Annotated in this window: 21 protein-coding genes; 7 read left to right on the plus strand and 14 right to left on the minus strand. The window is 64.0% G+C overall.

The genetic code is table 11. The annotated features are described in order from the left end of the window. Positions 1 to 19 precede the first annotated feature (19 nt). The 6 genes from IGS55_RS01920 to IGS55_RS01945 form a co-directional block, all read right to left on the minus strand. Entirely contained in the window at positions 20 to 916 is an 897-nt protein-coding gene (locus IGS55_RS01920) for an STM4011 family radical SAM protein (RefSeq protein ID WP_230519358.1), read from the minus strand. Further along, positions 910 to 2289, minus strand: coding sequence for an STM4012 family radical SAM protein (locus IGS55_RS01925; RefSeq protein ID WP_230519357.1), 1380 nt, complete (start codon positions 2287 to 2289; stop codon positions 910 to 912). Before IGS55_RS01925 ends, IGS55_RS01920 begins: the two co-directional genes overlap by 7 nt. After that, positions 2286 to 3128 (minus strand): STM4013/SEN3800 family hydrolase, encoded by an 843-nt coding sequence (locus IGS55_RS01930; RefSeq protein WP_230519356.1) that lies wholly within the window; start codon positions 3126 to 3128, stop codon positions 2286 to 2288. Before IGS55_RS01930 ends, IGS55_RS01925 begins: the two co-directional genes overlap by 4 nt. Beyond that, positions 3121 to 4197: an STM4014 family protein gene (locus IGS55_RS01935; RefSeq protein WP_230519355.1), complete on the minus strand. Its 1077-nt coding sequence runs from the start codon at positions 4195 to 4197 to the stop codon at positions 3121 to 3123. Before IGS55_RS01935 ends, IGS55_RS01930 begins: the two co-directional genes overlap by 8 nt. A gap of 6 nt (positions 4198 to 4203) precedes the next feature. After that, entirely contained in the window at positions 4204 to 5130 is a 927-nt protein-coding gene (locus tag IGS55_RS01940; protein WP_230519354.1) for an STM4015 family protein, read from the minus strand. A 91-nt stretch (positions 5131 to 5221) separates the two neighbouring features. Continuing rightward, positions 5222 to 5797 carry a helix-turn-helix domain-containing protein gene (locus IGS55_RS01945; RefSeq protein ID WP_070218654.1) on the minus strand — a complete coding sequence of 192 codons (576 nt, stop codon included), beginning with the start codon at positions 5795 to 5797 and terminating at the stop codon, positions 5222 to 5224. A 218-nt stretch (positions 5798 to 6015) separates the two neighbouring features. Here IGS55_RS01945 and kbl point away from each other — a divergent pair, with 218 nt between their 5' ends. Genes kbl through IGS55_RS01960 form a run of 3 tightly spaced genes read left to right on the plus strand, consistent with a single transcriptional unit; the run spans position 6016 to position 9672 of the window. After that, complete coding sequence (gene kbl, locus IGS55_RS01950; RefSeq protein WP_230519353.1) at positions 6016 to 7239, plus strand: glycine C-acetyltransferase; 1224 nt, start codon at positions 6016 to 6018, stop codon at positions 7237 to 7239. 20 nt (positions 7240 to 7259) lie between these two features. After that, on the plus strand, positions 7260 to 8225 hold the full coding sequence (locus IGS55_RS01955; RefSeq protein WP_230519352.1) for an NAD-dependent epimerase/dehydratase family protein: 966 nt from the start codon (positions 7260 to 7262) through the stop codon (positions 8223 to 8225). Positions 8226 to 8271: 46 nt separating this feature from the next. Beyond that, a complete protein-coding gene (locus IGS55_RS01960; protein WP_230519351.1) occupies positions 8272 to 9672 on the plus strand; it encodes an L-serine ammonia-lyase in 1401 nt (466 codons plus the stop codon). A gap of 127 nt (positions 9673 to 9799) precedes the next feature. On the opposite strand, the gene IGS55_RS01965 is transcribed toward IGS55_RS01960, so the two are convergent. After that, entirely contained in the window at positions 9800 to 10540 is a 741-nt protein-coding gene (locus tag IGS55_RS01965) for an AAA family ATPase (protein ID WP_230519350.1), read from the minus strand. Positions 10541 to 10809: 269 nt separating this feature from the next. Here IGS55_RS01965 and thrC point away from each other — a divergent pair, with 269 nt between their 5' ends. From thrC to IGS55_RS01980, 3 genes are read left to right on the plus strand one after another with little or no spacing between them, the layout of a single operon-like run. Then, on the plus strand, positions 10810 to 12291 hold the full coding sequence (thrC, locus tag IGS55_RS01970; protein WP_230519349.1) for a threonine synthase: 1482 nt from the start codon (positions 10810 to 10812) through the stop codon (positions 12289 to 12291). Continuing rightward, positions 12291 to 13517 (plus strand): molybdopterin molybdotransferase MoeA, encoded by a 1227-nt coding sequence (locus IGS55_RS01975; protein ID WP_230519348.1) that lies wholly within the window; start codon positions 12291 to 12293, stop codon positions 13515 to 13517. The genes thrC and IGS55_RS01975 overlap by 1 nt, the downstream gene beginning before the upstream one ends. Before the next feature lie 10 nt (positions 13518 to 13527). Beyond that, entirely contained in the window at positions 13528 to 13782 is a 255-nt protein-coding gene (locus IGS55_RS01980) for a MoaD/ThiS family protein (RefSeq protein ID WP_230519347.1), read from the plus strand. A gap of 46 nt (positions 13783 to 13828) precedes the next feature. Here the strand turns inward: IGS55_RS01980 and IGS55_RS01985 are convergent, their stop codons facing one another. Then, positions 13829 to 14062, minus strand: a complete 234-nt coding sequence (locus tag IGS55_RS01985; protein WP_230519346.1) for a hypothetical protein — start codon at positions 14060 to 14062, stop codon at positions 13829 to 13831. A 152-nt stretch (positions 14063 to 14214) separates the two neighbouring features. Here IGS55_RS01985 and IGS55_RS01990 point away from each other — a divergent pair, with 152 nt between their 5' ends. Next, the gene (locus IGS55_RS01990) at positions 14215 to 15465 is read left to right on the plus strand and encodes a TIGR03862 family flavoprotein (RefSeq protein WP_230519345.1); all 1251 of its coding nucleotides are present in this window, start codon (positions 14215 to 14217) and stop codon (positions 15463 to 15465) included. Here IGS55_RS01990 and IGS55_RS01995 read toward each other — a convergent pair. The 6 genes from IGS55_RS01995 to hpnC form a co-directional block, all read right to left on the minus strand. After that, positions 15452 to 16258 (minus strand): head GIN domain-containing protein, encoded by an 807-nt coding sequence (locus tag IGS55_RS01995; RefSeq protein WP_230519344.1) that lies wholly within the window; start codon positions 16256 to 16258, stop codon positions 15452 to 15454. The genes IGS55_RS01990 and IGS55_RS01995 overlap by 14 nt on opposite strands. Positions 16259 to 16268: 10 nt before the next feature. After that, positions 16269 to 17057: a DUF1700 domain-containing protein gene (locus tag IGS55_RS02000; RefSeq protein WP_230519343.1), complete on the minus strand. Its 789-nt coding sequence runs from the start codon at positions 17055 to 17057 to the stop codon at positions 16269 to 16271. Positions 17058 to 17085: 28 nt separating this feature from the next. Then, the gene (locus IGS55_RS02005) at positions 17086 to 17241 is read right to left on the minus strand and encodes a hypothetical protein (RefSeq protein ID WP_161781480.1); all 156 of its coding nucleotides are present in this window, start codon (positions 17239 to 17241) and stop codon (positions 17086 to 17088) included. Positions 17242 to 17365: 124 nt separating this feature from the next. Next, entirely contained in the window at positions 17366 to 18724 is a 1359-nt protein-coding gene (hpnE, locus tag IGS55_RS02010; RefSeq protein WP_329958186.1) for a hydroxysqualene dehydroxylase HpnE, read from the minus strand. Between the two features lie 7 nt (positions 18725 to 18731). Continuing rightward, a complete protein-coding gene (gene hpnD, locus IGS55_RS02015) occupies positions 18732 to 19565 on the minus strand; it encodes a presqualene diphosphate synthase HpnD (protein ID WP_230519363.1) in 834 nt (277 codons plus the stop codon). Positions 19566 to 19611: 46 nt separating this feature from the next. Beyond that, positions 19612 to 20493 carry a squalene synthase HpnC gene (gene hpnC, locus IGS55_RS02020; RefSeq protein WP_230519341.1) on the minus strand — a complete coding sequence of 294 codons (882 nt, stop codon included), beginning with the start codon at positions 20491 to 20493 and terminating at the stop codon, positions 19612 to 19614. Positions 20494 to 20580 lie beyond the last annotated feature (87 nt).

Consider the following 20580-nt stretch of genomic DNA (forward strand, 5'->3'; position numbering starts at 1 on the left):
ATTACGCGGCGTGCCGCCGCTAATCCGACCTACGCTGGCTTATCCGATCTACAGTGACTATCCTCGCCAGCACCCCCTCCCCAAACACCGTTTGAAACGGCAAATCCTTGCGCTGCGCATAGCCGATATAGCAATCGCACTTGAAGCGCGGGCAGCGGCGTTCCTGCAGCATATCTTCCAGTGCATTCACGTACAGATTCCCCAAGCGCTCGGGCACGAAATGGCAGCGCGTGAGTTCCCCATCGCCATCGACGGACAGCGACGCTTCGCCCGCCAGGCACGGTTTGCCGCGCGAGGGTGATGGGCGGCGGTTGACGGCGAACCACGGGTCGGCTGCGTCGAGCCAGGCCAGGTCTTCCCCGCTGTAGTAGCCGGGGCCACGCCGGTCGTAGGCGTTGAGCCACAGGTAGACGTGCGCCGGCAGGGCCGCGCGCAGGGCGCGGATGGCGTCCAGGTGTTCGTTCATGGCGACGACGCCGACGGAATAGCGCACGCCCATGGCATCGAGGCGCGTGCAGCGTTCGAGAAAACGGGCCAGTGTCGTCTGGTCCGGGTGGTAGGTGCACCACAGTCCGATCTTTTCCAGCCCTTCCATTCCCTCCAGCCAGTTCAGGGGGGCGGACAGATTCGTCTGCAGCGCCACCTGGCGCACGTGGGGCAGGCTTGCCAAGGTTTGCATGGCCGTGCGGTAGTGGCGCCGCACCAGCGCTTCGCCCCACGGCGTGAACAGGACGCTGATATCCCGGTTTTGTGTCGTCACCCAGCTGGTAAAACGCGCCACCTCGCGCGCGTCGCGGGCCAGGGTGGCGCGGCTGTCGCGCTTCTTGGCGAACGGGCAGTAGCCGCAGGCGTAATTGCAGCTCGCCAAGGTGCCCCGGTATAGCAGGGACAAAGTACCCGGCTCCGTTGTCAGCACGCCTGGCCGCCTTCGGCCATCAGCGCGCGCACCGTCTCGGATGCCAGCCACGGGCCGATGGTGTCGGCGTAGCTGTAGCCGCGGTCATTGAGGCGCAGCAGCGGGCCGTTTTCTTCCACCAGTTCCAAGGCGTGCAGCTCGGCCAGCTGCGGCAAGTCTGCTTCGCAGCGCGTACCGAAGCGGGCCGTGTAGGCGTCGCGGTCCAGGCCCGGTTCCGTCAGCAGCGACTGGATCACGTAGCGGCGGCGCTGTTCTGCATCATCGAGCACATAGCCGTGTTCGGCCTGCGCGAAGCGCGTTTCGTCGAGCGCCAGATACTGTTCGATGATGCCGATGGTCTCCGTTCTCGCCACCGCGTACTCGCTCGAATAATGGAGGTTCGCCGTGTAGGAGCGGGCGCCCGCGCCCAGGCCCACCATGCCATCGTTCTGGCAGCAGTACGACGGCCCGTTCTGCTCGGGCGCATGCGGCGCGCGGAACATGCGCATCGAGACCTGCTCATAGCCCTGGGCGCGCAAATGGTCGCGCGCGGCCGCGTACAGGGCCAGACGGCTGTCGCCATCGCGGGCCAGCATGATGGGGTTGAGCGATTCCGCGCCCTGGCGGCGCGCCACTTTTCCAAGACCCGTCTGCTCCCGCACGTACAGCGGATACAGATAGATTTCCTCGGGCCGGAAGGCCAGCGCGCTGTCGATGGACGCGAGCAGGCTGGCCACGGTTTGCCCGGCGATGCCGTAGATCAGGTCGAGGTTCAGGGTGGGAAAGCCGGCCGCGCGTATCAGGCCGATGGCGTGATGGACGGTGGCGTTTTGCTGGGGACGGGCCAGGGCGCGCATCTCGCCGGCGGCGAAGCTCTGGATGCCGAGGCTGACCCGGTCGATGCCATGCGCGCGGCAGACGGCAAGCCGCTCGGCCGTGATGGTTTCGGGCGACGCTTCGATGCCGGCCGGCGTGGTTTGCAGGTCGATGCCGAGAATGTCGCGCGCGCCGCACAGCAAGGTGTCGAGCTGCGCTGGCGACAGATAGGTGGGCGTGCCGCCACCGAGCGCGAAGCGGGCAAAGCGGCGTTCGCCCAGCGCGCCGTTGAGTGCGCGCATCTGCACCAGCACTTGCCGCACATAGCGCTCGACCATGTCGGCGCTGGGGCGGGCCATGGCGAACAGGTTGCAAAAGCCGCAGCGCATCTCGCAGAACGGGATGTGGATGTAGGCGAAGAGGGCGGCGCGGTCCTGCCGCGCCCACAGGGGCGCGAGCGGCGCCGCCTGCGGCAAGGCGCGGTAGGCCGCCTTGTGCGGATACGAGTACGAATACGCCTGGTAGGGCGTGTGGCGCATGCGCTGCGCCAGGGTGCCCGGCTGTTCGGATGGGTTCACGGTGGGGACTCCTGGGAAATGGTATCTGGCGTGAGGAAGAAGTGCGCGTACGGCACTTGCCACACGCTGTCATGGGCCACCCTGTGGCCACGGTAGCCGTCTTCGCCATACGCGCCGCCGTGGTCCGAGCAGACGATGGCAAACGTGGGCGCGCGCGCGGCGCATGCCGTAAACAGGGGCGCCAGCGCGCCATCGACATAGCGCAGGGCCGCCGCATGGCTGTCCAGGTTGTCGGCGCGACAGCCGGGCAGGTAGGCGCGGTTCGGCGTGTGCAGGGCGGCCACGTTGATGAACAAGAAGGTGCGCTCGTCGTTTTGCGCCAGCAGCCGGGTCGCCAGCGCCACCTGCTTTTGCGTCGAATGGCGGCTGGCCACGCCCATGCCGGCGCTCCAGTGGCTTTCCTGGAACAGCGACGGCAGCACCGTGCCCAAGGCGGTCTGTTTATTGAAGAAGCCTACGCCGCCGATGCAGATCGTACGGTAGCCGCGAGCGGCCAGCGCGGCGGGAAGGTCCGCTTCCTCGAATGTAAAGGTGTGCGGCGAGGTGGTTTCGCTGCCAGCAAAGGCGCTCGCGAACAGGCGCGCATGGCGGCCCGGTGCGGCCGGCGTGGGCAGAAAGCCGGCAAAAAAAGCCTGGTGCGCCGCATACGTGAACGTGGCGGGCGAGTGGCGCTTGTTCCAGCCGCCCGGCGGCAGAAAACGCCCCAGCACGGGCAATTCGCCCGCCTCATACAGGGCTTGCGCCACGTCGTAGCGCAGAGTGTCGAGCGTGATAAAAACGATGTCGTGGCTGCCGACGATGGCGTGCATGTCGGGGATGGGGGCTGTGTCTTTAAACATGGGTCAGTTGCGCTGCGTAAGTGTCCGCGTCTTGCCACAGCAGTCCTGGCAGCAGGTCGCCGAAGGCGTTCGCTTCGAGCACGTGGGCCAGGCCCTGGCGCACGACGAGGTCGTAGCCCGTCACGTGGCTGTGGGGGAAGGCGCGCGCGGCCAGGGCACTGGTTGTTTCCAGCACCGCCATGTCGGCTGCGTTCAAAAGGCCGGCCGCGTCGCCGCGCCGGTTGTCGAGGTGCAGATTCGTCATTATCTGGGCGCCGATGCGCGCCACCCGGTGCGCGGGCCGGCCGGCCACGGTCACGACTCGCAGGTCGTAATGGCTGTCGCCGCAGCGCGGCTTGTTCAGCCACGCTTCTGCGTACAGCTGTTGCGCGGCCAGCGCATCGACGAGGGCCGTGATGTCGTGCCGGGTCTCGTAGCGGGCCATGCGCTTGACGTTGAACAGGCGCGCCGCGCCGGCCCCATGGTGCAAGGCGGCCGAGGTGGTGGCTTGCTGGCGCCCGGCCTTGTTCCTGCGGTAGGCGACGACACCGGACGCGGACGAGCCGTAGCGCGGTTTCAGATAGACGCGGTCAAGCTGGTGTTCGTGCAGCAGCGACTGCAGATGCTCGTAGCTCGCCACTGGTCCCAGCAGGGCAGGTATGGGCACGCCATGCGCGGCCAAATGGCGCTGGCAAGCCAGCTTGTCCGTCATGAGACAGATTTCGGCTGGCGCATTGACCACGCGCGTCTGCGGCAGGTCGGCCAGCTGCGCCGCCAGGGAAGCCATGGCGGATGCAAATCCTGCAAACCACGCATCCATGGCCAGCAGCTCGCCAAGCGCGGGCGCCTCGACCGGCGGACGATCCAGCAGCCGGCAGCCCGCATGCAGCAACAGCAGGTGGGTGGCGGGATCGTCGCCGGGCGGCTCGATCTTGAGCAGGCCGGTCTGGCGCAATGAAGCCTCGAGCAAGGCAGGCTGACGCAGCCAGTCGCGCCATTCCAGCACTTGCGCGGGCGGCAGGTGCAGCTGTGCGCGCGCCGCCTGCATCAGGCGCACGCGCTTGCTGCCCTGTGTCGCCAGCAAAAGCATCGGTATTTATTCGCCGACGGCGACATAACGATAGCTTTCGCCGTCGTCTTCATCGGCTTCCTGTGGATCGTCCAGCACCACCTCGAACGGCAGCGCCTTCAATTTCGCCTGATTTTCTTCCGAGATGTAATGGTGCGACAGGTCCAGGCGCTTCAACTTGCCCAATTGTGTGTGATTGAGTACCGCCACCGCGCCCAGGTCGCCGATGGTGCCCAGCGACAGGTCCAGGGTGTCAAGTTGCGCCACCAGTGGCTCTTCCGCCAGCCAGACGGCCAGGTCGTCGGCGATTTCCGCGTCGCGCAAGCCCAGGTAGCGCAAGGTCGGCACGGTCAGTTGTGCCAGCACCTTGCGGTACAGGTCGACGTCGCCGGAAAAGCCGTAGTCGTCCGTACCCAGCCACAGTTCCAGGTGTTCCAGCTGCGGCATGCTCGATTGCGCCAGTGCCTCGGCGATCTTTTGATCGAGGCCGCCCGCTTCGATGGTGAACCGGCGCAGGTGCTGGTGCGCGAACGGTTCGATGACGAGTTCATTGCCACCGCGGATGCGCAGCTCTTCCAGCTGCGGGAAGGCGTCCAGCAGCGGCTTGTAGCTGCCTTGCACGATCCACGAGATTTCGCATTCCTCGTAAGTCATGTCGCCGATAAACAGGGCGCGCAAGTTCGGCAGCTGCGGCGCGTGGCTGATCAGTGCGGCGATCACCTCGTCGGCGCCCGCTTCGTACGGGTCGCCCCACATGCCGATGATCAGCGCCTCAAGCGCATTCTTGTCGGTTTTTTCCAGGAAGCCGGCGATCAGGTCCGGCATCTTGCGCTTGTCGTCATACTCGAGCGAGAGGCGGTAGACGATATCCTGCCCGGATTGCAGCGCAATATCAGGATCGTACTGGACGACCTTTTTTTGGTGGAAGAGGGTGGTGCTTTCGGAAATCGTCATTGCTAAGGCTCCATGAAAGACAGTGAAAATCTTGTCTAATCCAAAATCTTAGCATGGGCGAAAGAGCCTATTGCACACCGCTGAAATGCAACTATCTATGGATGACCACCAATAAGGCCTTGCCTTCCGTCTTGCCCAGGTTGCGTATCGTATGCGGCTGGTCCGCCGGATAGCGCGCCGTGCCGCCATTCTTGACCTTTTTCTTCGCCGCACCCACTTCCAGCTCCAGGTTGCCGTGGATGACCGTCAAATGTTCGGTGGTGCCCGGGTCGTGCGGCTGCGACGCCAGTTCGCCGCCCGGCGCCAGGGTCACTTCATACCATTCGTATTTGCCGGCCAGTTCCATCGGCCCCAGGATGCGCAGCACGTAGCCCGCGTGGTCGCCGGGCAGGGTGGGGGTTTCGTGGGCATCCGTGATGCGGATGGTTTCCACGGCTTTTTCCGCGCTCGACAGCAATTCGCCGATCTGCACGCCCAGGGCGTTGGCCAGGCGCCACGTGATGGCGATGGTGGGATTGGCTTTTTCGCGCTCGATTTGCGACAGCATGGACTTCGAGACGCCGGCGATGCGCGACAAATCCTCGAGTGTCAGGCCGCGCGCCAGGCGCAGCCGTTGCAGGGTGGCACCCACTTCAGGGGGAGAATTGGTCGAAACGCTGGTTTTCATCGGCAGGTGGCTTGCAAAGTTCAAAAGGCTTGGGTAATATCCACTATATTGAATTTCAGTTCGAAATAGTGGATTTTGAGGAAAAACACGGAAACGTGTAGACTTCAAACAGCGCTTCACGGTACAGCATTGTGCGCGCACCGGTCAAGCGGCCGCTTTTCCCTATGGCGGCTGAGGTCACACGGATACCACAAACGCAGGGACACACAAGGATCATCATGAGCGAGCAAGCGAAGAACACCTTTTTCAGCGGTCTGCAACAGAATCTCGATCAACTGCGCCAGCAGGGCTTGTACAAGCCCGAACGCGTGATCGCCTCGCGCCAGGGCGCCGAAGTGGTGTGCGACGATGGCCGTACCCTGATCAATATGTGTGCGAACAACTACCTGGGCCTGTCCGGCGACCTGCAGACGCAGGAAGCATCCATTGCCGCCACGCAAAAGTACGGCTACGGCCTGTCGTCCGTGCGCTTCATTTGCGGCACGCAAACCGTGCACAAGGAACTGGAACAGGCGATCTCCGCTTTTCTGGGTACCGAAGACACGATTCTGTACGCGGCGGCCTTCGACGCCAACGGCGGCGTGTTCGAACCGCTGTTCGATGAAAGCGACGCCATCATCTCGGACGCGCTGAACCACGCTTCCATCATCGACGGCATCCGCCTGTGCAAGGCTGGCCGCTACCGCTACGCCCACAACGACATGGCCGACCTGGAAGTGCAGCTGAAAGCGGCGATTGCCGCCGGCAAGCGCCATAAAGTCATCGTCACGGACGGCGTGTTCTCGATGGACGGCACGATCGCACAGCTCGACAAGATCTGCGACCTGGCCGACCAATATGGCGCACTGGTGATGATCGACGAATGCCACGCTTCCGGCTTCATGGGCGCGACGGGCCGCGGCACGCACGAACACCACAATGTGATGGGCCGCATCGACATCATCACGGGCACACTGGGCAAGGCCCTGGGCGGCGCCATGGGCGGTTTCACCTCGGCGCGCAAGGAAGTCATCGACACCCTGCGCCAGAAATCGCGTCCTTATCTGTTCTCGAACACCCTGGCGCCATCGATCGCCGGCGCTTCGCTGTCGGTTTTGGAACGCCTGGCCAAGTCGACGGAACTGCGCGACCGCCTGCATGACAACACGGCTTTCTTCCGCAGCGAGATCGAGCGCATCGGCTTCACCATCAAGCCGGGCACCCATCCGGTCGTGCCGGTGATGCTGTTCGACGCGCCCGTGGCGCAAAAATTCGCCGCCCGCCTGTATGAGCTGGGCGTGCTGGTGACGGGCTTCTTCTACCCGGTCGTGCCGATGGGCCAGGCCCGTGTCCGCGTGCAGCTGTCGGCCGCCCACACCCGCGAACAGCTGGTGCAAGTGCTGGCCGCTTTCGAACAGGCTGGCAAGGAACTCGGTTTGCTGACCACTACCACTACCAATTAACAGGATTTCAGGAAAATAGCATGGAACGCATCTTAGTCATTGGCGCAAACGGCCAAATCGGTAGTGAACTGGTGGGCGCGCTGGCGCTGCAGCATGGCGCGGACAACGTCATCGCCAGCGACATCGGCACGAACAATCTGTACCAGGCCAAGCGCTACGCCCAGCTCAATGTGCTGGACAAGGACGCCCTGGCGAGCATCATCGCCGACGAGAACATCACCCAGGTGTACCAGCTGGCCGCCATGCTGTCGGCCACGGGCGAAGCGGCGCCGTTGAAGGCGTGGAGCCTGAACATGGATGGCTTGCTCAATATCCTGGAACTGGCGCGCGAGCGTGGCGAGGCGGGTAAACCGCTGCGCATCTTCTGGCCATCGTCGATCGCCGCCTTCGGCCCGAACACGCCGCAAGTGAACACGCCGCAAATGACGGTGATGGACCCGACGTCGATGTACGGCATCAGCAAGCTGGCCGGCGAGCGCCTGTGCGAGTATTACTTCAACAAGTATGGCGTGGACGTGCGCAGCATCCGCTACCCGGGCATCATCAGCTACAAATCGCCTCCGGGCGGCGGCACCACCGATTACGCCATCGCCATCTTCCATGCGGCCTTGCGCGGCGAGCGCTATGACTGCTTCCTCGATGCGAACACCACTCTGCCGATGATTTACATGCCCGACGCGATCCGCGCCACCATCGAACTGATGGACGCGCCAGCGGCACAGATCAAGATCCGCTCGTCGTACAACGTGGCCGGCGTGTCGTTCAACCCCGAGCAGCTGGCCAAGGCCATCGTGCGCATGGTGCCGGACTTCAAGATCGGCTACAAGCCGGACAGCCGTCAGGCCATCGCCGACAGCTGGCCGCAAAGCCTGGACGACAGCAAGGCCAGCGCCGATTGGGGCTGGAAGGCGCGGATCGGCGTCGAGCAGATGGTCACGGACATGCTGGCCAATGTCGACGTGGGCCATGCCGCCAAGGCGGCCTGAGTTCAGCAGCAGTACTAAAAAAACATACTAAATAAAGAGACACTACATGGACATGAGCGTATTTGACCTGTTTAAAATCGGCATCGGGCCGTCGAGTTCCCATACCGTGGGACCGATGGCGGCGGCGCGGCGCTTTCTGGTCGAATACGGTCCGCTGGACCAGGTAGTGGGCGTCGAGGCGGCCCTGTATGGCTCGCTGGCGCTGACGGGCGTGGGCCATGCCACGGACAAGGCCGTCATTCTTGGCCTGATGGGCGAAACGCCGCAGGACGTGGTGCCCGATGAAGTCGACAGCAAGCTGGCCGCCATCGAGGCGGCCGGCGAGATCGCGCTGCTGGGCACGCACGTGGTGCCGTTTACGGCGGCCACGGGCCTGGTCTGGCACAAGAGCGAATCCCTGCCCGAACACCCGAACGGCATGCGCTTTACACTGAAACTGGCGGACGGCAGCCGCGTCGACAAGGTGTATTACTCGATCGGCGGCGGTTTTATCCGCGAGGCGGGCGAAGCCCAGGCGGAAGCTGCCGTGGAATCGGCCGCCAGCGCTAGAGTCGTCTTCCCCTTCGATACCATGGAGCAATTGCTGGCGCATGGCGTGGAAAGCGGCCTGTCGATCCCGGAAATGCTGCGCGCGAACGAGTGCGTCAAGCGCAGCGACGAGGAATTGAACGCGGGCCTGGACCGCATCTGGCACGTCATGCGCGACTGCATCGCGCACGGCCTGGAAACGACGGGCAACCTGCCGGGCGGCTTGAACGTGAAGCGCCGCGCCGCGAAATTGTGGCGATTGGCGCAGGAGGCGAAAGCGTCCGATAACCGCGCCAACGACTTGCCGCACGACGCCGTGCACCTGGTCAGCCTGTATGCGATGGCCGTCAACGAGGAAAACGCGGCCGGCGGCAGGGTCGTGACGGCGCCGACCAATGGCGCCGCCGGCATCATCCCGGCCGTGCTGCGCTACTACGCGCAGGATTGCCGCCCCAGCGACCCGGTGGGCGGCGTGCGCCGCTTCATGCTGACGGCTGCCGCCATCGGCATGCTGTGCAAGCGTAATGCGTCGATCTCGGGCGCTGAAGTGGGTTGCCAGGGCGAAGTGGGCGTCGCTTGCGCCATGGCGGCGGCCGGCCTCGTGGCGGCCCTGGGCGGCACGAACGAGCAGATCGAAAACGCGGCCGAAATCGGCATCGAACACCACCTGGGCATGACGTGCGACCCCATCGGCGGCCTGGTGCAGATCCCATGCATCGAGCGCAATGGCATGGGCGCCGTGAAAGCCATCACGGCCGCCTCGCTGGCGCTGAAGGGCGACGGCACGCATTTCGTCAGCCTCGACGAAGTCATCGAAACCATGCGCCAGACGGGCGCGGACATGCAGGACAAGTACAAGGAAACGTCGCTGGGCGGGCTGGCCGTGCATGTCATCACGGTGAACCACGCCGCTTGCTGATGCGCCGGTGGTGTTGTCGGATTACGCGCTCACGCGCTAATCCGACCTACGGTGAATGGCAATGTCGCAGGTCGGCGTAGGTCGGCTTAGCGCAGAGCGCGTAAGCCGACAAGCACCATCCAATACCTCACTCCTCCTCAAACAACTGCTCCAGCCTGCGCGGGTAGTTATTCAAGAAATCGCGCGTCACTGCATAGTGTTCCGTGTCTTCATACGCCACTTCGTGGATGCCGCCGCCAGTAAACATGAGGATTTTCGCGTTCGGGTAGGCGAGCAAAATCGGCGAATGGGTGGCGATGATCAGCTGCGAGTCGTCCTGCACCAGCTGGTGGATCACGGACAATGCCGCCATCTGGCGGCTCGGCGACAGGGCCGCCTCGGGTTCGTCCAGCAGATACAAGCCTTTGCCCCGCAGCTTGTTGATCAGGGTCGCCATGAAGGCTTCGCCGTGCGATTGCGCATGCAGGGACTTGCCGCCGTAGCTGCCCAGGTACTCGGGCATGCCGTCCATGTAGGTGGCGACGTTGAAAAAGCTCTCGGCGCGCAGGAAATAGCTGTCTTCGGGTTTTTTATAGCTCTTGCTCAGGCGCAAGTGCGCGTGCAAGCCCGATTCCTCGTCCGACGGCAGGGCGATGCGCACATTGCGCGTGCCGCCATCCTTGCCGAAGCCCAGCCCCACGGCCAGCGCTTCGAGCATGGTCGACTTGCCGCTGCCATTCTCTCCCACGAAAAACGTTACATCCCGGTGGAAATCCATGTGCACGAAGTCGCGGATGGCGGGGATGGTGAACGGATAGTGGTCCAGGTCGACGACGGCGTCGGAGCGCAGCGCTGCGCTTTGCAGATACGGTTTTTTACTCAGCGACATGGCCGGTTCTCGACTCCAATATTGATCATGGCAAGGGATACTCAGCACAGTGTGACGTAAATCGCCGGCGCGCGCCAGTGCGTACGCCAGCCATGTTCGCCTGGCTTGATCTCATGCATCATGGCTTGTTTGATAATATTCAAGCTCTCCAATTGTCACATCTTGATCAGGCTGGCGCCACGCGATTCGCCTTGGACGGCGGCTGGCACTATAATATCCGCTGCCATTCATGATCAACCGCACTCAGCTCAACTGGACTCTTCAAATTTATGCACTACGTGTCTACCCGCGCTGATAAAGCGCCATCGAATCAGCAGCAATTCTCCGACATCCTCCTGGGCGGCCTGGCCCCCGATGGCGGACTGTATCTCCCAGAACACTACCCGCAAGTCACTGGTGCCGAGCTCAACGCCTGGCGCACATTGTCGTATGCCGACCTGGCATTCGAAATCCTGAAGAAGTTCGCCACCGATATCCCGGCCGCGGACCTGAAGGCACTGACGGCGAAAACCTATACCAAGGCAGTCTACAAGAACGCCCGCGCCGGCGAAAACGCGGCCGACATCACGCCGCTGCGCGTGCTCGAAGAAAACGCCGTCAAGGGCGGATCGACCACGCTGATGCTGCAGGCGCTGTCGAACGGCCCGACCCTGGCCTTCAAGGACATGGCCATGCAGCTGCTGGGCAACCTGTTCGAATACACCTTGGCCAAGCACGACGCCGAACTCAATATCTTCGGCGCGACGTCGGGCGACACGGGCAGCGCGGCCGAATACGCGATGCGCGGCAAGAAGGGCATCCGCGTCTTCATGCTGTCGCCGCACAAGAAAATGAGCGCCTTCCAGACGGCGCAGATGTTCAGCCTGCAAGACCCGAACATCTACAACATCGCCGTCGAAGGCGTGTTCGACGATTGCCAGGACATGGTCAAGGCCGTGTCGAACGACTTGCCGTTCAAGGCCAAGCAGAAGATCGGCACCGTCAACTCCATCAACTGGGCGCGTGTCGTGGCGCAGGTCGTGTACTACTTCCGCGGCTACCTGGCGGCCACCACCAGCAACGAGCAAAAAGTGTCGTTCACGGTGCCGTCGGGCAACTTCGGCAATATCTGCGCCGGCCATATCGCCCGCATGATGGGCTTGCCGATCTCGAAACTGGTGGCCGCGACGAATGAAAACGACGTGCTCGACGAATTCTTCCGCACGGGCGTGTACCGCGTGCGCAAGTCGGCCGAAACGTACCATACAAGCAGCCCGTCGATGGATATCTCGAAAGCGTCGAACTTCGAGCGCTTCGTCTACGACCTCGTGGGCCGCGACAGCGACCGCGTGCGCGCCCTGTTCACGAAAGTGGAAACGCACGGCGGCTTCGATTTGTCCGGCAAGCCCGGCAGCGACGGCGACGAATTCAAGCTGGTGGCCAAGTACGGCTTCAAGTCGGGCAAGTCCACGCACCAGGACCGCCTCGACACCATCCGCGACGTGGCCGACGACTACGGCATCACCATCGACACGCACACGGCCGACGGCATCAAGGTGGCGCGCGAGCACCTGGAACCGAACGTGCCGATGATCGTGCTGGAAACGGCGCTGGCGGCCAAGTTCAACGAAACCATCCTCGAAGCGCTGGGCGTGGACGCGGAACGGCCAAGCGGCTTCGAGAACATCGAAGACTTGCCGCAAAAGTTCGTCGTGATGGCTGCCGATGTCGAGAAAATGAAGGCGTATATCGCCGCCAACACGGGACTGTGATGACAGACGCCAGCACAGTACGCAAACCGATGCTGTCGGTGGCCGAGGCGCAAGCCTTCATGCTGGGCGCGGCGCGCCCGGTGGCCGAGGTGGAGCTGGTCGACACCATGCGCGCCAACGGCCGCGTGCTGGCCACGGCGCAGACGTCGACCCTGAACGTGCCCGAGCGCGACAACACGCAGATGGATGGCTACGCCGTGCGCGCCAGCGATTGCGCCAGCGGCGCGGCCAGCCTGCCCGTGTCGCAGCGCATCGCGGCCGGCCACGTGGGCCAGCCCTTGCAGCCGGGGACGGCGGCGCGCATTTTCACGGGCGCGCTGATCCCGGAAGGCGCCGATTGCGTCGTCATGCAGGAGCAGTGCACGGTGGCGGACGGCGTGGTGACGGTCAACCACGTGCCGGCAGCGGGCGAATGGGTACGCCGCCAGGGCGAGGATATCCGCGCCGGCGGCGAAATCCTCGCTGCGGGCCGTCGCCTGCGCAGCCAGGAAATGGGCCTGGCCGCCTCGGTGGGCCTGGCGCAGCTGCCCGTGCTGCGCAAGCTGCGCGTGGCCGTATTTTTCACCGGCGACGAGCTGGCCATGCCCGGCGAACCCCTGGCGCCGGGTGCCGTCTACAACTCGAACCGTTTTACCTTGCGCGGTTTGCTGGAAAACCTGGGCTGCGAGATCACGGACCTGGGCATCGTGCCCGACAGCCTGGACGCGACGCGCGCCGTGCTGCGCCAGGCGGCCCAGGGCAATGATCTGATCATCACCTCGGGCGGCGTGTCCGTGGGCGAGGAAGACCATATCAAGCCGGCCGTGGAGGCGGAAGGGCGCTTGAACATGTGGCAGATCGCCGTCAAGCCGGGCAAGCCGCTGGCGTTTGGCGAAGTGCGGGAGGCGTTCTTTGTCGGCTTGCCCGGCAATCCCGTGTCCAGCTTCGTCACGTTTTTGCTGTTCGTGCGCCCGTTTATTTTGCGCCTGCAAGGCGTGGCGGGGAACCTGGCGCCGCGCAGCTACCAGCTGCCGGCCGCGTTCGAACGCCTGAAGGCGGACAAGCGCAACGAGTTCTTGCGCGCCAAAATCAATGACGAGGGCGAGCTGGAACTGTTCGCCAACCAGAGTTCGGGCGTGCTGACGTCCACCGTGTGGGGCGACGGCTTGATCGATTGCCCGCCGGGGCTGTCGATTGCGCGCGGCGACATGCTGCGTTTTATCCCGTTTAACGAATTGCTGTACTAAGGAAGCATCGATGAAGATCAATCTGCGATTTTTTGCCAGCGTGCGCGAGCTGGTGGGAACCGGCCATGAAGTGCTGGAAGTAGCCGGGCCGCTGACGGTGGGCGCGGTGAGAGCGCTGCTGATCGCCCGCGGCGGCAACTGGGAATACGCGCTGGCGCAGGGCCGCGCGCTGCGCATGGCCCACAAGCAGGTGATGTGCGATGCCGACACCGTGATCGGTGACGGCGACGAGGTGGCGTTCTTCCCGCCCGTGACGGGCGGCTGATCCCGCTTGCCAGTGAGACGGCCACTTCATCGAAGTGGCCGTTTTTTCATGAAGACTTGGTTTTCGGTTTGTCGCCGCTGCACGTGGCGCAGGTGACGGCTTTCCGGTAGCGCCAGTATTTCGAGCCGATGAAGATGGCCGAGGCCACCAGCGACCAGGCCAGCGCGCTGAGGATGTCGGCCTGGCTGGTCGTGCCCTTGCTGTACTCGACCACCGTCAGGATGATGAATAAAATCGAACTGGCCAGCAAATAGCGGGAAATCCAGAATCCTGCGCCCATGTGTTTCTCCTCTTGTCGTCTCGTTGTCTCGTGAAGTCAAAGCTGATCGTTGCAGCATGTCCGCGCAGTATGCATCATTTTTCGGCATTCTTGCCATCCCCATGCCTTATCTCGACTAAAATGCCGGGGTTTTCACCGTCTTCCAGCATGCCATGACCCATTCCAGCCTTCCTCCCTTTCACATCGCCGTCATCGGCGGCGGCCCCGCCGGCCTGATGGCCGCCCAGGCTGCGTCCGGCCCGGGAGCCAGGGTGGAACTGTTCGACGCCATGCCGTCCGTCGGCCGCAAATTCCTGCTGGCGGGGCGCGGCGGCATGAACATCACGCATGCGGAAGGCTACCAGCCCTTCGTCTCGCGCTACGGCAGGCAGGCGCACCGGGTGAAACCGGCGCTGGACCAGTTTGGCCCGCAAAAGGTGCGTGACTGGGTGCACAGCCTGGGCGTGGAGACCTTTGTCGGCTCCTCGAACCGCGTCTTCCCGACGGACATGAAGGCGGCGCCCTTGCTGCGCGCCTGGCTGCACCGCCTGCGCGAAGCGGGGGTGCAATTTCACATGCGCCACCGCTGGACGGGCTGGCGCGACGGCCAGCTGGCGTTTGCCACGCCGGACGGCGAACGCCTGCGCTCCTTCGACGCCGTGATCCTGGCGCTCGGTGGCGGCAGTTGGGCGCGCCTGGGATCGGACGGCGCCTGGGTGCCGCTGCTGCAAGGGCAGGGCGTGGCCGTGACGCCCCTGGCGCCGGCCAATTGCGGCTTCGACGTGGACTGGAGCGCGCATTTCAGCAGCCGCCATGCGGGCGAACCGCTGACGACCGTTGCCATCACGGCGCATGACATCGACGGCTTGCGGATCAAGCGCCAGGGCCAGTTCGTCATCACGGCGGGCGGCGTGGAAGGCAGTCTGATTTATGCCTTGTCGGCCGCGCTGCGCGAGCAGATCGCACGCGACGGCAGCGCCACCATCTGGCTCGACCTGGCGCCCGACCACAGCCATGAACGCGTGTTCGAGGAAGTGACGCGCCCCCGTGGCGCCCGCTCCATGTCCAGCCACCTGAATAGCCGGCTGGGCATCAAGGGCGTGAAATCGGGCTTGCTGCGCGAATGCCTGAGCGCGGCCGACTTCGCCGACGAAGCGAAACTGGCTGCCGCCATCAAGCTGCTGCCCGTCACCTTGCGGCGCCCGCGCCCCATCGATGAAGCCATCAGCAGCGCCGGCGGCGTGGTGTTCGACGGCGTCGACGGCAGCATGCTGCGCGCCATGCCGGGCGTCTTCGTGGCGGGGGAAATGCTGGACTGGGAAGCGCCGACGGGCGGCTACCTGCTGACGGCCTGCCTGGCGCAAGGCAAGGCGGCCGGCGAGCAGGCGGTCAGCTGGCTGGAAGAGAAGGTCAATGCCAGGTGATATCGCCTGAGCCGCTCTTCTGAGTCTCGCGCTGGCGCGGGTTGCCGTGGACGTTAATGTCGCCGCTGCCGCGCAGGGTCAGGTTGGCCGCGTCGCGCACGAAGACGGTGCTCGTGCCCGAGCCTTGCAGGCTGACGCTGGCCTTGTCTGCGGCCAGGTGCTCGGCATCGATGTCGCCTGATCCGCTCAGGTCGGCACGCAGGAATTTCGTGTTGCCGCTGGCGGCGATGCGCCCGGAGCCCACCATTTCCAGCACCACGCTGTCGCTGTTGCCGGCGTTGATGTCGAGGTCGCCACTGCCGTTGACGGTGGCTTGTACCTGCTTGTAGCGTCCCGTGAAGCTGACGTCGCCCGAACCCGTCAATTCCAGGATAAAACTGTCGCCAGAAAATCCCGTGATCTTGCTGTCGCCATTGCCGTGCACTTCCACGCGCACGAGGGCTGGCAGCACCAGTTCCACCTGCAGCGGCTGGCGATGGTGGAACAGCATGCCTTTCGGGCCGATATGCAGGGTCGTGCCATCCTGCGTCGTGTCGACGTTCGACAGCAAGCGCTGCTCGCCGCTGACCTTCAGCGATGGCGTGGCGCCGCGGCGCAGCACCAGGTCGATGGGGCCGGCCAGGTCGATGCTGTTGATATTGGCGGCAACCGGGCGCGTTTCGCTGCGCACGGCGCGGCCGGCGGCGCTGCTGGGATTGCTGATACCCTTGGCGCGCAGCGCCGCATACGACATGGCGATCAGGACCAGTGCCAGCAAGAGCATGGACAGGCCAACTTTGAGCAAGCGTTTCATGGCAGCCTTTCTAGTGACCTTTGAGCAGGGAAACATTCATGGCGACATAGCGCTTGATACCGATCAAGGTATAGCGCGTGACCACCAGACTGAGCAGGAAGATGGCGATGCCGCCGAGCAGCATGCCCACGCCGAAGACGGTTTGCGTGGTGCGCGCATCGCGGTCCATGTCGGTGGAGATGCGGATGCCGCCACCGGCCAGCGCTTCGGCCCGCTCCATCACGCGCGAGGAAGCGCCCGGCGCCTCGGGCTCGGGCTCGGCTTTGACGGGGCCGGGCAGGTGATCGACTTCGATGCCTGCGTCGCCGATGGTGATGCGCGTTTCGCGCCGTTCGCCGCCTTCGCCGCCGTCATCGTCATGGATGAAGACGTGGCGCAGCGGGCCCTCGAGCACCAGTTCGTTGGCGCCGGACAAGCCGCTGGCCGTGATGGCGATGCCGGCCAGGTAAAAGCTCAGGCCGGCGGCATACAGGGCGGCCAGCAGGGCCGCGTACACGGCGGCAGGCACAACCATGAACAGGTTGAAAATGGCCAGGCCCACCAGCGAGACGAGCAGGCGCAGCAGGTTGACGGGGGTCTTCTTTTGCTCGAAAGCCTGGCGGTGGGTGCTGCTGCGCAAGGTGAGGGCGATTTTTTTCGGGTCGCCCAGGTCGTCGGCGATTTCGTGCTCGCTGCGGCCGGCCGCAGCGCCTTCGATGAAGGTCTGTTCGTAATAATCGAGGGTCTTGGCCACCAAGTCCGGTGGCAAGCCTTCCAGCGCGCGCCGCAGTGCGTCGAGATAATCTTGCTTGTTCATCATATTCTTCCTGTCAGTCCGCTTTGCCGCTTCAGCCCATTGCCGGCAGCAGCATGCTTGCCTGGCTCAGCAGCAATGGCGCATGGGATGCCTGCTGTACGCTGACGACGATCAAGGTGGCCAGTGCCACACAAGCGAGCAGCGCCACGGCTTTCAAGCTGTTTTTCAAGTGCAAGGTGGTGTGCATGGTATTTTCCGTGGCATGGACGTTGTCGATGATCAGACTGTACCCAAGCGCACGCGAGCGCACCAGCGCGGTGCGACAGAATGCAATTTCGCGGGGGCGAGCGACACCAGGGCAGGATGCACCGTCAAGGCTGTTTTGCCGCCCTGCCCGTGGTCACCATCCTCGCTGCCGCCACGCCGCTGCGCACGGCCGCCTCGATGGTGGCCGGATAATCTTGCGTCCGGTCATCATTGGACGTGTAGTCGCCTGCCAGCAGCAAGCCCGGCACGCCGCTGGCGTTGCCCGGGCGGGCCAGATCCGGCGTGCAGGCAAACGTGGCGCGCTTTTCCGTGATCAGCTGGGTCCAGGCAGGTTGCGCCAGTTCCGGGCGCTGCAGCACCTGCGCCAGCTGCGCGGCGATCGCTTGCGTCAGCGGTCCATGACCTTGCTCGGCGGCAGCACTTGACGCGCTGATGACGACGGCCAGCAAGCCCGCCTGATTGCTGTCGAGCTGGCCCCGGTCGAAGACGAACTGGCCCCAGTGCTGCCGCTCCGGCGCATCGACGAGGGCGTAGAACGGCAAGTCCAGGCGCACCGAGGCGTCGTATTGCAGGTAGCAGGTGCTGATGGCTTCCGGCGTGAAAGCTTGCATGCGGCCAATAGCCTCGTCGAGGCGCGCATCGTGCAAGCCTTGCAGCAGGCTGATGGCCTGCACGGACGAGGTGGCGATGATGACGGCGTCGTAAGTGCCAGTCTCATCAAGCTGCCAGCAACCATCGGACAGCGCTTGCAAGGTGTCGACCTTGGCGCCCGTGCGCACTGTGCCGCCATGCCGTTCCACATAGCGGGCGGCCGCGTCGGGCAGCAGGCTACTCAAATCCGCTTTCGGGATCAGCATGTCGGATGCCCGTCGGCGCGATGCGCCCAGGCTGTCGCGCAGCACGTTGATGAAGACGCGGGCCGAGGCGCGCTCGGGCGGCGTATTCAGTGCGGCCAGGCACAGCGGATACCACATCAGCCGGTTCAAGCGCTCCGTCTGGTCGAAGCGCTGCAGCAGTTCGCTGACCGTGCAATCGTTGTACAGCTGCCAGCCCATCCAGCGCATGGCCGTGGAAAAACGCATCAGGGCCAGCTTGTCGGCGCGTAATAATCCCTTCGCGCGCAGCAGGGCCCACGCCAGGTGCAGCGGCGCGGGCAGGCGCGGCGCGATGAAATCCATGCCGCCCGAGTCAGCCGGATAGCGCATCTGCAGGGGCAAGGTGAGGATCGGTTCGCCAGGGTCTTGCCCCGCCAGCTTGATCAGGCGCAAGGTTTCGGTGTACGCGCCCAGCAGGATGTGCTGGCCGTTGTCGAGTAGCGTATTTTCTCGCTCGACGCGGCGCGCGCGTCCGCCCAGGGTGCGCGCCGCCTCGAACACGGTCACGGCGTGACCGGCGCGCGCCAGTTCCATGGCGGCCGCGCAGCCGGCCCAGCCTGCGCCGATGACGGCGTAGCGTTGCTTCACGGCCTTGTCAGCCACGAACCCAGGTCTTCCAGGCCAGCCACAGTTTGCGGATCGGCGTGAGCGAAATGCGCTGTTTCAGCACGTGGTAGCCGTCGCGCTCGACTTCGTTGAGCAGGGTGCGGTAGATGGCGGCCATGATCAGGCCCGGGCGCTGGGCGCGGCGGTCCTCGGCAGGCAAGAGCGCGAATGCCTCATCGTAGGCCTTTTGCGCGCGCGCCACCTGGAAACGCATGAGGTTTTCAAAGTTTTCGCTATGGCGCGCATTCAGCAGGTCGGCCGCCGTCACATTGAATTGCTGCAATTCGCTGATCGGCAAATAGATGCGCCCCTTGCGCGCATCTTCGCCCACGTCGCGGATGATGTTGGTCAGCTGGAAAGCATGGCCCAGCTTTTCCGCGTACAGCAGGGTTTCCGGGCGGGTCGCGCCGAAGATGCTGGCCGACAAAATGCCGACCACGCTGGCCACATGCCAGCAATAGCGGCTCATGGCCTGGTAGTCGAGGTAGCGGGTCTGGTTCAAGTCCATTTCCATGCCGTCGATGATGGCCTGCAAATGCTTTTCTTCCAGTTTATAGATGTCCAGGTGCGGCTGCAGCGCGCGCATCACGGGATGCGTGGGGTTGCCCTCGTACATGGCCTTGACTTCCTCGCGCCACCAGACCAGCTTGGTGCGTGCCACGGCTTCGTCCGTGCATTCATCGACCGTGTCATCGACTTCGCGGCAGAAGGCATACAGGGCCGTGATGGCCTTGCGGCGCTCGGCCGGCAGGAACAGGAAGCTGTAGTAGAAGCTGGAGCCGCTCTGGGCGGCCTTTTGTTGGCAGTATTCGTCGGGAGACATAGTCAAAAGAGCAAGGGTTGCAGATCGAAGCCGCTATTCTATCGTCTTACAGAGTGGGCGACGGGGGAAAAGCCGTTTTTACTTGTGTCTCTTGATGCAAGCTTTTGCGCGACATGCGCAGGGCGCGCCAGAAAATGATCAGCCAGTCGCGTTTCTCCAGCTTGGGACGGCGCCGGAACACGTCGTAATTGACGGCTTCGATGCATTCGAGAATGCGCAATCCCCCTTGTACCACCAGGCGCAGTTCCCAGCCGATGCGCCCGCGCAAACGCAGGGCCAGCGGCGCGCCGGACAGCATCAGCGCGCGCGCGCGGGCCACTTCGAAGCGCATCAGGGCGCTCCACTTGCCGTGCGCCTCGGGCCGCTCGAAGGCGGCGGCGGAGACGGCAAAGCGGCTCAAGTCTTCCATCGGCAGGTAGATGCGCTCTTTTTGCTGGTCGATGGCGACGTCTTGCAAGAAATTAATTAGTTGCAAAGCTGAACATATGGCATCGGAATCGCGTACATTCTGTTCATCGGCCGCGCCATACAGGTGCAGCATCAGCAGCCCCACGGGGTTGGCGGAGCGGGCGCAGTAATCGAGCACATCGTCGTAGCTGGCGTAGCGCGTCGTTTCCACATCCTGCTTGAAGGCGGATAACAGATCGTAAAACGGCTTCAGCGGCAGCTGGTGTTTGGCAATGACGGCGGCCAGGCGTTCGAACATGGCGGCGTTTTCGCCGGCATGGCCTTCCTGGCGGTCGATGCGGCCCAGCGCTTCTTCGTAGGCGTGCAGGGCCACGAGGCGTTCGGCCGGCGTGGCGTCGCCTTCATCGGCCAGGTCGTCGGCGCTGCGGGCGAAGGCATAGATGGCTTCGACGGCGGGCACCAGGCGGCGCGGCAGTAAAAATGATGCAACAGGAAAATTTTCGTAATGGTCTACAGGCATGAACACACTTCTCTAGTCTTGCGTTTGTCCGGCACCCCAAACGCTGGAGTGTGGCCGGACGTTGTACGTCTCAAGATTAATGACGCA

It is taken from the genome of Janthinobacterium sp. EB271-G4-3-2 (genome assembly GCF_020858035.1).
In the GTDB taxonomy this organism is placed as follows: Bacteria; Pseudomonadota; Gammaproteobacteria; order Burkholderiales; family Burkholderiaceae_D; genus Janthinobacterium; species Janthinobacterium aestuarii.